Genomic DNA, 13,781 nt, shown 5'->3' with positions numbered 1-13,781 from the left:
CGGTATTGCCTTGATGAAGGCAGTAGGAAACCTGGAGGGCGACGTGACCGCTCAACTGGACCATACGATCGTGCACAGCAGTGACCGCTTCGCGTCCGCCCGGTTCCTGACCGGGCTGCTCGGCGAGCCCGAGCCCGGCGCGTACGGGCCGTTCGCCACGGTCCCGCTCGGCAACGGCGTGACGATCGACTACGCCGACTCGATCGTCGACCGGGACAGGATCGTCATGCAGCACCTGGCGTTCCTCGTCTCCGAGAACGAGTTCGACGACATCTTCGCCCGCATCGCCGAGCGGGGCCTGCCCTACTGGGGCGGCCCCGAGCACCGGGAGCCGCAGCAGATCAACCACCGGCACCACGGCCGCGGGGTGTATGTGGACGACCCCGACGGCCACTCCATCGAGTTCCTCACCCATCCGTACGTCAAGGAGGAGTGACCCCTCAGCCGTTCTGCGTCCGGCCCCGGTCGAAGACGGCGCGCCTGCGGGCGGCGAAGTCCTCGGGGCTGGTGATGGCGAGCCCGTCCCGGCCGGTCTCCAGCTCGGCCCGCAGGCCGTCGGCGCCGGTGCCGTCCCGCAGGAGGTCGTAGATCTCCCGGATCCTGCGCAGTGTCTCCGGCGTCGTCGTCGCGATGCTCTGCGCGAGCTCGACGGCCCGGGGCAGCAGCCGGTCGTGCGCGACGACCTCGTTCACCAGACCGATGCGCAGTGCGAGGGGAGCATCGACGAAGTCCCCCGTGAACGTCATCTGCCGCGCCCACGACTGCCCGACGGCCTGGCTGAGCCTGGCCGTCATGCCCCAGGAGGGCACGATGCCGACGCGGGTGTGGGTGTCGGCGAACCGCGCCCGCTCGCTGGCGATCCTGAAGTCGCAGGCGAGCGCGAACTCCAGGCCGCCGGTCACCGCCACGCCGTTGATCGCCCCGATCACGGGCACCGGGAAGTTCCGCAGCGGGAGGATGGAGTCGGGGTGGCCGATCTTCACTCCCGCTTCCAGCTCGCCGAGGTCCAGTCCCGCGCAGAAGGCGGGGTCGGCCCCGGTGAGGACCATCGCCCGCAGGTCAGGCTCCTGCGCGAGCCGCCCGAGCGTGTCCTGGAACTCGTCGAGCAGCGCCTTGGAGATCGCGTTGTACTTACGCGGACGGTTCAGCGTCGCGACCGCGACGGCCTCGGAGGGCCGGTCGACGAGGACGAGGTCGCCCATGGTGCTCCTCAGTGTGTTCCGGGGGTACGGCGAGAACAGGTTATAGAAACGTACGCGGCCCCGGATGCCTTCAAGAGCACCATGCCGATCGATTTCGAGGTCACGCGCAAGGACATGCCCGTGCCCAGCCCCACCACGGTGAGCCCCGATGCTCCGGCGCCGTGATCTTCACCTGTCCGCCGTCAGCGGCCTCCCGGCCCGTACGGACAGCAGACGGCGACCGGGGCAGGAGTCTCGCCGGCCGGGGGCAGAGGCACGCCGAAGCGCGCCACGCAATGCCAGACCTTCTTCAGCGCCTGTGCGTCATAGAGGCCGGTGCGGGCGGCGTCTCCGATGATTCGCGGATCGAGCACGCCGTCGACCGCGATCTCCGCGCCGAGTGACACGTACTCCTGGCCCCGGTAGTCGGGGTGGCGCCGCAGATGCTCGACGGTGAGGCGGAACCCGGGATGCCATTCCACCGGGCAGGGCAGCCGGCGCGCCGCGGCCTCCACAGCCGTGCCGCGATAGCCGGGATCGATGACCAGGGCCTCCACGTCCCGGTCGAGCCTGACCGGCCCGTGCACCTGAGCCTCGATGTAGTCGTCCAGGAGGTCCGCGTCGTCGGCCTCGGCCGGCTCGATCAGCGCCATGCGGGACGCGACACCGAAAGCCGAAGGTTCGAAGAAGCTGTCCGGATAACAGAAGGTCGTGCGGCGAAGAGTCTCGGCCGTCAGCCGGAAGTGGGCGGATCCGAACCGTGGCGCGGCGCCGACGGACCTGCGCCGGAAGTTCAGCGCGCCATAGACGGGGCGCTCCCGCGCGGGTGCGTTGTCGTAGGCGCCACCGAAGATCCTGCTTTCCCAGCGCCACCGGTTGCCGCCCGGGTGAGCCGTGAGCCCCCCGTTGCTCGTTCCGGTGACGAACTGCGACACGTAGGCGCCCTCGTCGGCCAGCCCGAGCAGGATCTGCCGGCCGCCTTCCGAGCGGTCGGGGTGGAAGTTGAGGGTCACACGCAACCGGGCATCGAGCGGGCCGCCCGACGACAGGGCTTCGACATGGCGGAGGGCTCGCTCCTGTGGCGATATGGACGTGTCCGCGCTCACCCGCGCAGTCTGCCGGAACGCGATCCGTCACCGCATCTCGAATAGCTGGCCGGCTGATCGCTCGATGAGACGTGGTCGAGCAGTGCCCCGTGCCGGTCGCAGCCACCCGTCACTACGTTCAGACGAGAACGGTGCTCAAGGCGGACAAGCGCTCCTCCGCCAACGGATGCGGTCTTCGACGTGCTTAAGCGATGGTCGGGGCGACAGGATTTGAACCTGCGACTTCTTGCTCCCAAAGCAAGCGCGCTACCAAGCTGCGCCACGCCCCGTCTCGTCGGGTACGCGAGCGGTCCGAGACTCCGGTACGCTTACGCCCTGACGACCGGATGAAGTCTAGACCAGATGGACACCGGGCGCGCGCGGACGTAGCTCAATGGTAGAGCCCCAGTCTTCCAAACTGGCTACGCGGGTTCGATTCCCGTCGTCCGCTCTCACTATGAAAGGCCAGGTCACCCGCATGGGGGCCTGGCCTTTTGACGTTTCCGATCTTCCGTGCCCCACGCGTCCCACTTCACCGGGCCGGTGAGAAAGTGACCTTGTGGTCGATCACCCCTCCGAATCCGTCAATCACTGGCTTGGGGTGTGGGAGGTGAACAGCTTCCACGCTTGCCGGGCCGAGCTGGGCGAAGGACGGCGAGCGTGGGCGGAGACGGCCATGTACGCGCTCGCCAGAGCCGAGGCCGCAGGGCTGGACGCCGTCACAGCGAATGTGAGCCGCTTCAACCTGCGTGCATATCTGATCGACAGCCTTGGCTCGACGCGTTCGCCCCTCCTGAACCCCGACGCCCTCGCCATGGACATCCTCTCGGCCCTCCCCGTTGACCTGGAGGACGCCGCGGAGTGGGCCATCGACTGGCGACAGCGGCCCCACAAGCAGATCCGGGCCCTTCGTCAGTGCAAGAACCTCCTGGCGCCGGCCCAGATCATCCGTAGCCGCCTGTCGGCGACGCCGACGGCAAGAGCGCTTGACCAGTGGCTTGCGCTCCGAGCGCGGCTTCCCTAGCCGTCTGGACAGCAGCAGCTGATCAGCACGGGGATTCCGACCCGACCTTGGGCATTTTCAAGCGTCCCCGGCCCCCGGCGAGCGCCGCAACTCGTCGTGGTGCAGCACTTCCACGAACATGATTCGCCCGTCGACGACGTCGAGGATCAGCTCGCCTTTCTCCGGAAGCAGTGGCACGCAGCGATGCCCGGGGCCGTACCCACCGGTTGGAGGTTCGGCCGTGTAGAAGCTCTGGCAGAAGTCGTCGCCACATCCGCATTCGCCGTAGAACCGGATATCCCAAGCAGAGACGGCGAGTTCTTCCTCGCCCTCTTCTCTCAAGCACGTGATCAGTTCTGTGATGAGGCCGGGGAACAGATCCCGTATCAGTGGCCCTTCCGTCATGCTCACGCCGCACAGTGTCCCAGCGGCCTCCAGGTGACACCAGAATGAGCCGGTGCCGAACAGCCCGCTCCCGCTTCGGCCCTGGATGGAGTCACCCCTGCATCGTCTACGTCTCGCCTGGTTTCTCGAGATGTGACGTGTCGTCGAGGTCGATCACCATCTCGCCCAGGAAGCCGGCCCCGCAGTTGCGGCAGAAGGCACCATCTGACGCGCCGTCGACGACGAGGCGACCATGCGAACCCGGGTGACCGAGGTACCACCGACCCCGAAACATGACCATCAGTCGTGGCCAGCGGGGTTCACAGGAACACAAGGTGTTCTTCGGCTCACGCGCCCACTCGAACGGGGGTGGCGTACCAGGCTCGATGACGAACTTGCCCGGGTAGGTCACACCGCACTCGCCGCACCAGGCCCTCAGGTTGAGGGCGGTGGTCAGGACGCTGCCGTGCTCGGCCGGTAGGCACGGAAGGACGTAACCGTTCATCTCGGTCAGGAGAGAGGGCCACTGGGGCCGGCAGCGGCGCGATGGTTTACGAGGTCTGAACAGTCTCATGTGGGCACCCCTTCGATTTCGCGAAAGGCGCCCTCGGAGCGGCTGACGACACCATGGCCCCTGGCCGAGCGTGGAGAAACGGTCAGTCGCCGGTGCGGAAGAGGGCCCAGACGGCCTTGCCGCCCTCGTCGAGCGCGTCCCAGCCCCATGCCTGGCTGTAGGTCTCGACGATGTAGAGGCCGCGTCCGTGCTCGGAGACGAAGTCGGGTTGCGTGGGCGACGGCGCCTGGTCGCTGGGATCCGAGACGGCGAGCAGCACGTGCGGGGCGATGCGCAGGAGTGTCAGTGTTATAGGCCGGGCGCTGGCGCGGTGCGCCGGATACGGTGCGTAACGGACCGCGTTCGTCACCAGTTCGCTCACGACGAGTGCCGCGTCGTCACTCAGTTCCGACAGGCCCCACTGTCGCAGGGTCGTACGGGTGACATCGCGCGCGGTCTTGACCGAGTCCGCCTGCGGTGCCAGGGGGCACATCGCCGTATCGGACGCCCCTGCCGCCCTCCGGAACCAGCCGAATCCCACGTCACGGGTCAGCTGGCCGCCGGGTTTGGGCTCGTCCGACATGGTTGCCCGTACCTCCCGCTGGCCTAGGTCGAGGACTGGTGCACATTTTGGCCCAATATGCACCTAGACATGATGGATCAGTGCCTCCCGTCGCTGCAAGACCCAAATGCACGTGCAATTGTCATGTGCAGACGCACAAGCCGTCCGTGCTAACCGTCAGGGACACGTAGATCAGACCTTGTCATCGGAGCCCGAAGTGGTGACACTGTGTGGGCTGGGGGTGTCGTGCGGGTCGTCCCTTGGCGGCACACAGAGCCGAGGTGAGAGGGAGGCGCCGTGATACAGATCCAGGCTGGATCGGGTCCGACGGCCCTGCGCATCCTTCTCGGGTCCCAGCTCCGCAAGCTCCGTGAGAGCAAGGGCATCAGCCGTGACCAGGCCGGCCAGTGCATCCGGGCTTCCGAGTCGAAGATCAGCCGGATGGAGCTGGGCCGGGTCGGATTCAAGGAACGCGACGTGGCCGACCTTCTCGCCCTTTACGGGGTGGAGGACGAGGAGACGCGCGATGTCGTGATGAACCTGGTCGAGCGGGCCAACGAGCCCGGCTGGTGGCACCGGTTCAACGACCTGCTGCCCTCGTGGTTCCAGGCGTACGTCGGCCTGGAGGAGGCCGCCGAGCGCATCCGCACCTACGAGGTGCAGTTCGTTCCCGGTCTGCTGCAGACAAAGGAGTACGCGCGGGCCGTCATCATGGCCGGCGCGGTCGGAGCGGCGCCGGAGGAGATCGCCAGGCGGGTCGACCTGCGGCTGGAACGCCAGCGCATCCTCGACGGCGAGAACAGCCCCAAGTTCTGGGCCGTGATCGACGAGGCCGCGCTGCGCCGCCCGATCGGCGGCGTCGACGTGATGCGGGGTCAGATCCAGCACCTCATCGACCTGATGAACCAGCCGAACGTAACGATCCAGGTCATTCCGTTCAGTTATGGCGGACACGCCGCAGAGGGCGGTGCCTTCAGTATTCTGCGGTTCTCCGATCCCGACTTGCCCGACATCGTGTACGTCGAGCAGCTCGCCAGTGCGCTCTACCTGGACAAACGGGAAGAGGTCGACCGCTATAGCGAGGTCATGGAACGCCTCTGCGCGGTCAGTACGACCCCCACAGAGACGGTGGACCTGTTGCGGCAGATCATGGCGGACCTCTGATCAGTCGCTACCGGGGCTCATCTGCTCTAGACTGCCCTTGGCGTTGGACACCCGCCACAGTCGAGCATGCCCGGACAGGTCGCGTGCAGGCGAGACGGTGATCCTGCGCCTCTCACGTGGGCGCGGCGCGCGTTACTGTGCCGCGGTTGCCGTGCACGACGTGCCCGCGATCACCAGATGCTGGATCAAGGAGACCACCCCGTGAAGACCGCTGTCGAGGAGCTCAGCCCTACCCGGGTCAAGCTCACCGTCGAGGTGCCGTTCAAGGAGCTCGAGCCGAGCCTGCAGGCCGCGTACAAGAAGGTCGCGCAGCAGGTGCGCGTGCCCGGCTTCCGTCCTGGCAAGGTGCCGGCCCGGATCATCGAGCAGCGCTTCGGCCGCGCGGTGGTTCTCGAGGAGACCCTGAACGACGCCCTGCCCAAGCTGTACGGCCAGGCCGTTGACGAGACCGACGTCTTCCCGGTCAGCCAGCCCGAGATCGAGGTCACCAAGATCGAGGACGGCGAGCAGGTCGAGTTCACCGCCGAGGTGGACATCCGCCCCGCCTTCGACGTCCCGGACTACCAGGGCGCCGAGGTCGTGGTCGACCCCGCCGAGGTGACCGACGAGGACATCGACACCCAGCTCGAGGCCCTGCGCCAGCGCTTCGCGACGCTGACCGGCGTCGAGCGCCCGGCCCAGAACGGCGACTACGTCGTGATGGACCTGCGTGCCGAGATCGACGGCCGCAACCTCGACGAGCAGCAGGCCGCCGACGTGTCGTACGAGGTCGGCGCGGGCTCGGTCCTGGAGGGCCTGGACGACGCGCTGCAGGGTATGGCCGCCGGTGACGAGAAGACCTTCCGCACGACGCTCGTCGGTGGTGAGAACGCCGGCGAGGAGGCCGACGTGATCATCAACGTCAAGTCGGTCAAGGAGAAGGTGCTGCCCGAGCTGGACGACGAGTTCGCGCAGCTCGCCAGCGAGTTCGACACGCTCGACGAGCTCAAGGACAGCATCCGCCAGCAGGTTCGCCGCAACAAGCTGGTGGACCAGGTCGTGCAGAGTCGCGAGAAGGCGCTCGACGCGCTGCTCGAGAAGATCGACATCCCGCTGCCCGAGAGCGCGCTCCAGGCGGAGATCGACGCGCGCAAGCACAACCTCGAGCACCAGATCGCTGAGAGCGGCCTGAGCCGCGAGGCGTACCTCCGCCTCCAGCAGACCACCGAGGAGGAGCTGTTCGCCGAGTACGAGGCGACCTCGGCCAAGGCGCTGAAGTCCGGCTTCGTCCTCGACAAGATCGTCAAGGCCGAGGAGATCGGCGTCAGCGAGCAGGAGCTGACCGACTTCGTGGTCCGTCGCGCCATGCAGATGGGTGTCGCGCCGAACACGCTGGCCCAGCACCTCGCCGACAACAACCAGCTCCCGCTGGCGATGATGGAGATCGTGCGGGAGAAGGCCAAGACGCTCATCGGTGACGCGGCCAAGGTGACCGACACGGCCGGCAACGAGGTGGACATCAAGGCCATCTACGCCGAGCTCAACCCCGAGCAGGAGGCTGTGGGCGTCGAGGAGGCGGGCGCCGGGGAGCCCGCCGACGAGGCCAAGGAAAGCTGATTTTCCAGGCTCTCGCCTGACTTCTGCCGCCGATCGGCCGCGAGGCCGATCGGCGTGGCGGTAACGGTGAAACCCCCGGCGCACTCGGATGCGCCGGGGGTTTCCGGTTATATTCGGGCAAATCCCTGCAAAGTTGTTTCTTACCGCGTGTTGGGGAGCAAATCGTACGGCTGAGATCTGTATGTCCCGGTGCGTGCGGCTACGGCGGGGAACACGGGCGATGTGGCGCGGTGGCCTCGCCATGGGCCGGACATGCGCCGTCAGCGAACAGTACGGCGCACGGGCATGACCTGTCTGCGTCGCGCGTTAAGGTCACAAGCAAAGCCAATCGATTACGACGCATCGGAAGGTGACGCTGTGACCAGCCCGCCGACCTTCTTCCCGACCGGTGGTTCCGGCTTCGAGGCCCGGAGCCCGGAGGGTGGCCCCTCCCGCCTCGAGGACCAGCTCTACCAGCGACTGCTGCGCGAGCGGATCGTGGTGCTCGGCACCCAGGTCAACGACGAGGTGGCCAACCGGCTGGCCGCTGAGCTCCTGCTCCTCGCCGCTGATGACTCCGAGCGCGACATCTGGATGTACATCAACTCCCCCGGTGGCTCGGTGACCGCCGGCATGGCGATTTACGACATGATGGAGTACGTGCCGAACGACGTGTGCACGGTCGCCATGGGACTGGCCGCCTCCATGGGGCAGTTCCTGCTCTGCGCCGGCGCCCGGGGCAAGCGGTACGCGCTTCCGCACGCCCGGATCATGATGCATCAGCCGTCGGGCGGCATCGGCGGCACCGCGGCCGACATCGCGATCCAGGCCGAGCAGATGCTCTACGTGAAGAAGACGCTCGCGGAGCGGATCGCCTTCCACACCGGCCAGCCGCTCGAGCAGATCGAGCGCGACTCCGACCGGGACCGCTGGTTCACGGCCGAGGAGGCCAAGGACTACGGCTTCATCGACCACGTGGTGCGCAGCGCCCGCCAGGTGCCCTCCGAGGGCGCCGTCTCGTGACTGGAGCTTCCCAGATGAGTGAGCTGATCCGGCCGGGTGACATCAACGGCCGCTATGTCCTTCCCTCCTTCGTCGAGCGCACGTCGTACGGCGTCAAGGAGATGAACCCCTACAACAAGCTGTTCGAGGACCGCATCATCTTCCTCGGCGTCCAGATCGACGACGCTTCGGCGAACGACGTGATGGCGCAGCTGCTGACGCTGGAGTCGCTCGACCCGGATCGCGACATCAGCATGTACATCAACTCGCCGGGTGGCTCGTTCACCGCGATGACCGCGATCTACGACACCATGCAGTTCGTCCGGCCCGAGATCCAGACGGTCTGCCTTGGGCAGGCGGCCTCGGCCGCCGCGGTCCTGCTGGCCGGAGGCACCCCGGGCAAGCGGTTCGCCCTGCCCAACGCCCGCGTTCTGATCCACCAGCCCTACACCGAGGGCGGCGGCCAGGGCAGCGACATCGAGATCCAGGCTCGTGAGATCCTGCGGATGCGGTCGCTGCTCGAGGAGATCGTGGCGAAGCACTCGGGCAAGTCGGCCGACGAGGTCCGCAGGGACATCGAGCGTGACAAGATCCTCAGCGCCGAGGAGGCGAAGGCGTACGGGCTGGTGGACGACATCATCCCGTCGCGGAAGAAGCGCGCGGCGGCGGTCGCCGCTTCCTGAGGGAGTTGCCGCACCGGAACGGTGCCCATTTGGGCACGTTCCGGTGCGACTCACCGCTAGGGGGCTCACTGAGGGCCCGAGAGACGGTAACGTCGAAACCTGAGCGGGATGACGTTTTCGCACCGGATCGCGATCGTCGGATCATGACTGAGAATCATGAGCCGGATCGCGAGCAGGATGCGGACGGAAGCGACCGCGGCGGCAGGGGCGGTCCCACGCAAAGGAGTATCTGGGGTGGCACGCATCGGCGACGGGGGAGACCTGCTGAAGTGCTCGTTCTGCGGCAAGAGCCAGAAGCAGGTCAAGAAGCTCATCGCCGGACCAGGCGTCTACATCTGCGATGAGTGCATCGATCTCTGCAACGAGATCATCGAGGAGGAGCTCTCCGAATCCTCCGAGCTCAAGTGGGACAACCTCCCCAAGCCGCGCGAGATCTACGAGTTTCTCGACGCGTACGTCATCGGGCAGGACAAGGCGAAGAAGGCGCTGTCGGTAGCGGTCTACAACCACTACAAGCGCGTCCAGTCCGGGGAGCGCGGCCGTGACGACGGCCTGGAGCTGGCCAAGTCCAACATCCTGCTGCTCGGCCCCACAGGGTCGGGAAAGACTCTGCTCGCGCAGACCCTCGCCAAGATGCTCAACGTGCCGTTCGCCATCGCGGACGCCACCGCCTTGACCGAGGCGGGCTACGTCGGCGAGGACGTGGAGAACATCCTCCTCAAGCTGATCCAGGCCGCCGACTACGACGTCAAGAAGGCCGAGACCGGCATCATCTACATCGACGAGGTCGACAAGATCGCCCGCAAGAGCGAGAACCCGTCGATCACGCGGGACGTGTCGGGCGAGGGCGTGCAGCAGGCCCTGCTGAAGATCCTGGAGGGGACCACGGCGAGCGTGCCCCCGCAGGGCGGGCGCAAGCACCCCCACCAGGAGTTCATCCAGATCGACACCACGAACGTGCTGTTCATCTGTGGCGGCGCCTTCGCCGGCCTCGAGAAGATCATCGAGTCGAGGGTCGGCAGGAAGGGCATCGGCTTCAACGCGATCATCCACTCGAAGGAGGAGATGGACTCCTCCGACATCTTCTCGGACGTCATGCCGGAAGACCTCCTGAAGTTCGGCATGATCCCCGAGTTCGTCGGCCGTCTCCCGGTGATCACGTCGGTGCACAACCTCGACAGGGACGCGCTGATCCAGATCCTCACCGAGCCGCGCAACGCGCTCGTCAAGCAGTATCGCCGTCTGCTCGAACTCGACAACGTCGAGCTGGAGTTCTCCGACGACGCGCTGGAGGCCATCGCCGACCAGGCCATCCTGCGCGGCACCGGCGCCCGCGGGCTGCGCGCCATCATGGAGGAAGTCCTCCAGTCTGTGATGTACGAGGTGCCCTCCCGCCAGGACGTGGCCCGGGTCGTCATCACCCGCGAGGCCGTGCTGGAGCACGTGAATCCGACCCTGGTGCCCCGCGACCAGCTGCAGGCCAAGCAGCAGCGGACCCCGAGGGAGAAGTCCGCCTGAAACGGGCCTTCGCCGCGGAGTTGTCCACAGGGCGTGCGGCGACGGCTCGGACGGCTTCCGGACGTCCCTAGAATTGGGCAGTGTGACTACGTCTGAGCTGCCCACCCAGTACGCACCCGTCGATGTCGAGACCCGGAGCTACGAGCGCTGGGTATCGGCGGGCTACTTCACCGCGGACCCGGGCAGCGGGCGCGAGCCGTACAGCATCGTGCTTCCCCCGCCTAACGTGACCGGGTCGCTCCACGTGGGCCACGCCCTCGACCACTCCATTCAGGACGCGCTCACCCGGCGAGCCCGGATGCGGGGCATGGAAACGCTGTGGCTCCCCGGCATGGACCACGCCGGCATCGCCACGCAGAACGTCGTGGAGCGCGAGATCGCCAAGGATGGCCTGTCTCGCCACGACTTCGGCCGCGAGGCGTTCGTCGAGCGCGTCTGGCAGTGGAAGGAGGAGTCCGGCGGCCGGATCCTCGGCCAGATGAAGAAGCTCGGCGATGGCGTGGACTGGTCGCGTGAGCGCTTCACGATGGACGAGGGGCTCTCCCGGGCCGTCCAGACGATCTTCAAGAAGCTGTTCGACGACGGGCTCATCTACCGTGCCGAGCGGATCATCAACTGGTGCCCCCGCTGCCTGACGGCCCTTTCCGACATCGAGGTCGAGCACAGCGACGACGACGGCGAGCTCGTCTCCATCCGCTACGGCTCCGGTGACGAGGAGATCATCGTCGCCACGACCCGCGCCGAGACCATGCTGGGCGACACCGCTGTCGCCGTCCACCCCGCCGACGAGCGCTACGCGCACCTGGTCGGCAAGTACGTCGAGCTCCCGCTCACCGGCCGGCGCATCCCGATCGTCGCGGACGAGCACGTGGACCCGTCCTTCGGCACCGGTGCGGTCAAGGTCACCCCCGCGCACGACCCGAACGACTTCGAGATCGGGCGCCGCCACTCGCTGGAGTCGCTCGTCATCATGGACGAGCGCGGAATCATTACCACCCACGGCCCCTTCGAGGGGCTCGACCGGTTCGAGGCGCGGCCCGCCGTGGTTGCCGCGCTGCGCGCGCAGGGCCGCATCGTCGCCGAGAAACGGCCCTACGTGCACTCCGTCGGACACTGCTCCCGCTGCAAGACCGTCGTGGAGCCGCGGCTGTCGCTGCAGTGGTTCGTCAACGTCACCCCGCTGGCGAAGGCCGCGGGCGACGCGGTGCGTGACGGCCGCACCCGCATCCACCCGCCGGAGCTCGCCAAGCGCTACTTCGACTGGGTCGACGACATGCACGACTGGTGCATCTCGCGCCAGCTGTGGTGGGGACACCGGATCCCCGTCTGGTACGGCCCGGACGGCGACATGGTCTGTGTTGGGCCGGACGAGGAGCCGCCGGCCGGCTACGAGCAGGACCAGGACGTCCTCGACACCTGGTTCTCCTCCGGACTGTGGCCGTTCTCCACGCTGGGCTGGCCCGACGCCACACCCGATCTGGCCCGCTTCTATCCGACGGCCGTGCTCGTCACCGGCTACGACATCCTGTTCTTCTGGGTCGCCCGGATGATGATGTTCGGGTTGTACGCGATGGACGGCCAGCCGCCGTTCCGCACGGTGGCCTTGCACGGCATGGTCCGCGACCAGTTCGGCAAGAAGATGTCGAAGTCGTTCGGCAACGTCGTCGACCCGCTCGACTGGATCGAGCGGTACGGCGCGGACGCCACGCGCTTCACGCTCCTGCGCGGCGCCAACCCCGGCTCCGACGTGGCGATCAGTGAGGACTGGGCGGCCGGATCCCGCAACTTCTGTAACAAGATCTGGAACGCCACCCGCTTCGCGCTGATGAACGGCGCCGTCTCCGAGGGCCTGCCCGAAGAGCTCACCTCGGCCGATCGGTGGATCCTTTCGCGCCTGCAGGAGGTCGTCACGAATGTCGACGCGGCCTTCGAGGAGTTCGAGTTCGCCAAGGCGTCCGACGCGCTCTATCACTTCGCCTGGGACGAGGTCTTCGACTGGTACGTCGAGCTGGCCAAGGTCCAGTTCGCCGAGGGCGGAGTGGTGGCCGAGAACACCAAGCGGGTCCTGGGGCATGTCCTCGACGCGCTGCTCCGGCTGCTCCACCCGCTCGTGCCGTTCGTAACGGAGGAACTGTGGCGGGCTCTGACCGGCGGGGAGTCGATCGTGGTCGCTCCCTGGCCTTCGGCATCGCCCGAGTTGCGCGACCCCGCCGCCGAGGAGGAGATCTCCTCGCTGCAGAACCTCGTGACGGAGGTGCGCAGGTTCCGCTCGGACCAGGGCCTGAAGCCCGGCCAGCGGGTTGCTGCGCGGCTGTCCCTGTCCGGTACGGCTCTCGCCGCCCACGAGGGGGCGATCCGCGTCCTGCTGCGTCTGGACGAACCGACCGACACCTTCAACCCGACAGCCCGGCTCACCGTCGGCACGGTGGTCGTGGAGATCGACACGGCCGGAGCCATCGACGTGGCCGCCGAGCGGAAGCGGCTGGAGAAGGACCTGGCCGTGGCACGCAAGGAGCAGGCTCAGGTGACGGCGAAGCTCGGCAACGAGCAGTTCATGGCCAAGGCGCCGGAGGACGTCGTTGCGAAGGTGCGCCGGCGGGCCGAGCAGGCCGCCGAGGACATCTCCCGCCTCGAAGCCCAGCTCGCCGCCCTGCCGGCTTAGGCCGTCTGCCTGTGCGCCCTCGTCGTGGACGAGGGCGCACAGGCATCTGGAAGCTTTGCGACGCCTGAGGTTTGAATGCCCTGGAGACAGGGCAGGACCACAAAGTTGCCCAAGTTGTGCGCAGCACTCCCGCGCGGGTGCTAGTCTTTCTGCACGCGCTGAGGACCGGCGAGCCTGAATCCCCCTCAGGGGATCAGCTGTTAGGCTCTCAGTGACTCCCTTTTATCGGACCCGATCTCGGGATGTTTCGTCGTGATTCGACGGACTTTCGGGGATCAGGTAAGTTAGAGGGGTTGCCCCGGAAACGGGGGGTCGGAATTCCTGTCGGTCGGCGGGTTTCGGGTCAAGTAAGTCCCGGTGGGACGGATTTGACACGAAAGAGCCGGTCGGGAAGAATTAAGACCAGCAG

Annotated in this window: 13 protein-coding genes and 2 tRNA genes; 9 read left to right on the top strand and 6 right to left on the bottom strand. The window is 67.1% G+C overall.

Features of this window, described 5'->3' with window-relative positions:
* Positions 1-13: 13 nt before the first annotated feature.
* The gene (locus FLX08_RS35225; RefSeq protein ID WP_341874371.1) at positions 14-436 is read left to right on the top strand and encodes a VOC family protein; all 423 of its coding nucleotides are present in this window, start codon (positions 14-16) and stop codon (positions 434-436) included.
* A 4-nt stretch (positions 437-440) separates the two neighbouring features.
* On the opposite strand, the gene FLX08_RS35220 is transcribed toward FLX08_RS35225, so the two are convergent.
* The 3 genes from FLX08_RS35220 to FLX08_RS35210 all read right to left on the bottom strand — a co-directional run bounded on the left by FLX08_RS35220 (position 441) and on the right by FLX08_RS35210 (position 2,556).
* Positions 441-1,202, bottom strand: a complete 762-nt coding sequence (locus tag FLX08_RS35220; RefSeq protein ID WP_142624592.1) for an enoyl-CoA hydratase — start codon at positions 1,200-1,202, stop codon at positions 441-443.
* A gap of 182 nt (positions 1,203-1,384) precedes the next feature.
* Positions 1,385-2,287, bottom strand: a complete 903-nt coding sequence (locus FLX08_RS35215) for a DUF3626 domain-containing protein (RefSeq protein ID WP_142624591.1) — start codon at positions 2,285-2,287, stop codon at positions 1,385-1,387.
* 192 nt (positions 2,288-2,479) lie between these two features.
* A tRNA-Pro gene (locus tag FLX08_RS35210) sits at positions 2,480-2,556 on the bottom strand.
* A gap of 90 nt (positions 2,557-2,646) precedes the next feature.
* Here FLX08_RS35210 and FLX08_RS35205 point away from each other — a divergent pair.
* Both FLX08_RS35205 and FLX08_RS35200 read left to right on the top strand, forming a co-directional pair.
* Positions 2,647-2,717 (top strand) — tRNA-Gly (locus FLX08_RS35205).
* Positions 2,718-2,825: 108 nt separating this feature from the next.
* Entirely contained in the window at positions 2,826-3,290 is a 465-nt protein-coding gene (locus FLX08_RS35200) for a hypothetical protein (RefSeq protein WP_142624590.1), read from the top strand.
* A 57-nt stretch (positions 3,291-3,347) separates the two neighbouring features.
* On the opposite strand, the gene FLX08_RS35195 is transcribed toward FLX08_RS35200, so the two are convergent.
* From FLX08_RS35195 to FLX08_RS35185, 3 genes are all read right to left on the bottom strand, one after another.
* On the bottom strand, positions 3,348-3,680 hold the full coding sequence (locus FLX08_RS35195) for a hypothetical protein (RefSeq protein ID WP_208761868.1): 333 nt from the start codon (positions 3,678-3,680) through the stop codon (positions 3,348-3,350).
* A 100-nt stretch (positions 3,681-3,780) separates the two neighbouring features.
* Complete coding sequence (locus FLX08_RS35190) at positions 3,781-4,158, bottom strand: hypothetical protein (RefSeq protein WP_142624589.1); 378 nt, start codon at positions 4,156-4,158, stop codon at positions 3,781-3,783.
* 151 nt (positions 4,159-4,309) lie between these two features.
* Positions 4,310-4,789: an ATP-binding protein gene (locus FLX08_RS35185; RefSeq protein WP_142624588.1), complete on the bottom strand. Its 480-nt coding sequence runs from the start codon at positions 4,787-4,789 to the stop codon at positions 4,310-4,312.
* Between the two features lie 276 nt (positions 4,790-5,065).
* Between FLX08_RS35185 and FLX08_RS35180 the strand changes: the two genes are divergently transcribed.
* The 6 genes from FLX08_RS35180 to FLX08_RS35155 all read left to right on the top strand — a co-directional run bounded on the left by FLX08_RS35180 (position 5,066) and on the right by FLX08_RS35155 (position 13,372).
* Positions 5,066-5,932: a helix-turn-helix domain-containing protein gene (locus FLX08_RS35180; RefSeq protein WP_142624587.1), complete on the top strand. Its 867-nt coding sequence runs from the start codon at positions 5,066-5,068 to the stop codon at positions 5,930-5,932.
* 201 nt (positions 5,933-6,133) lie between these two features.
* Positions 6,134-7,528, top strand: coding sequence for a trigger factor (tig, locus tag FLX08_RS35175; RefSeq protein ID WP_142624586.1), 1,395 nt, complete (start codon positions 6,134-6,136; stop codon positions 7,526-7,528).
* 357 nt (positions 7,529-7,885) lie between these two features.
* On the top strand, positions 7,886-8,530 hold the full coding sequence (locus tag FLX08_RS35170; protein WP_280117152.1) for a ClpP family protease: 645 nt from the start codon (positions 7,886-7,888) through the stop codon (positions 8,528-8,530).
* A 14-nt stretch (positions 8,531-8,544) separates the two neighbouring features.
* The gene (locus FLX08_RS35165) at positions 8,545-9,192 is read left to right on the top strand and encodes an ATP-dependent Clp protease proteolytic subunit (protein WP_142624584.1); all 648 of its coding nucleotides are present in this window, start codon (positions 8,545-8,547) and stop codon (positions 9,190-9,192) included.
* Between the two features lie 234 nt (positions 9,193-9,426).
* The gene (clpX, locus tag FLX08_RS35160; protein WP_079317756.1) at positions 9,427-10,710 is read left to right on the top strand and encodes an ATP-dependent Clp protease ATP-binding subunit ClpX; all 1,284 of its coding nucleotides are present in this window, start codon (positions 9,427-9,429) and stop codon (positions 10,708-10,710) included.
* Between the two features lie 73 nt (positions 10,711-10,783).
* Positions 10,784-13,372, top strand: coding sequence for a valine--tRNA ligase (locus FLX08_RS35155; RefSeq protein WP_142624583.1), 2,589 nt, complete (start codon positions 10,784-10,786; stop codon positions 13,370-13,372).
* Positions 13,373-13,781 lie beyond the last annotated feature (409 nt).

The sequence above is a fragment of the Microbispora hainanensis genome (assembly GCF_006874475.1).
Lineage (GTDB): Bacteria > Actinomycetota > Actinomycetes > Streptosporangiales > Streptosporangiaceae > Microbispora > Microbispora hainanensis.
Note: the sequence above shows the minus strand (reverse complement) of the source record. Positions and strands in the feature narration are given on the sequence as shown.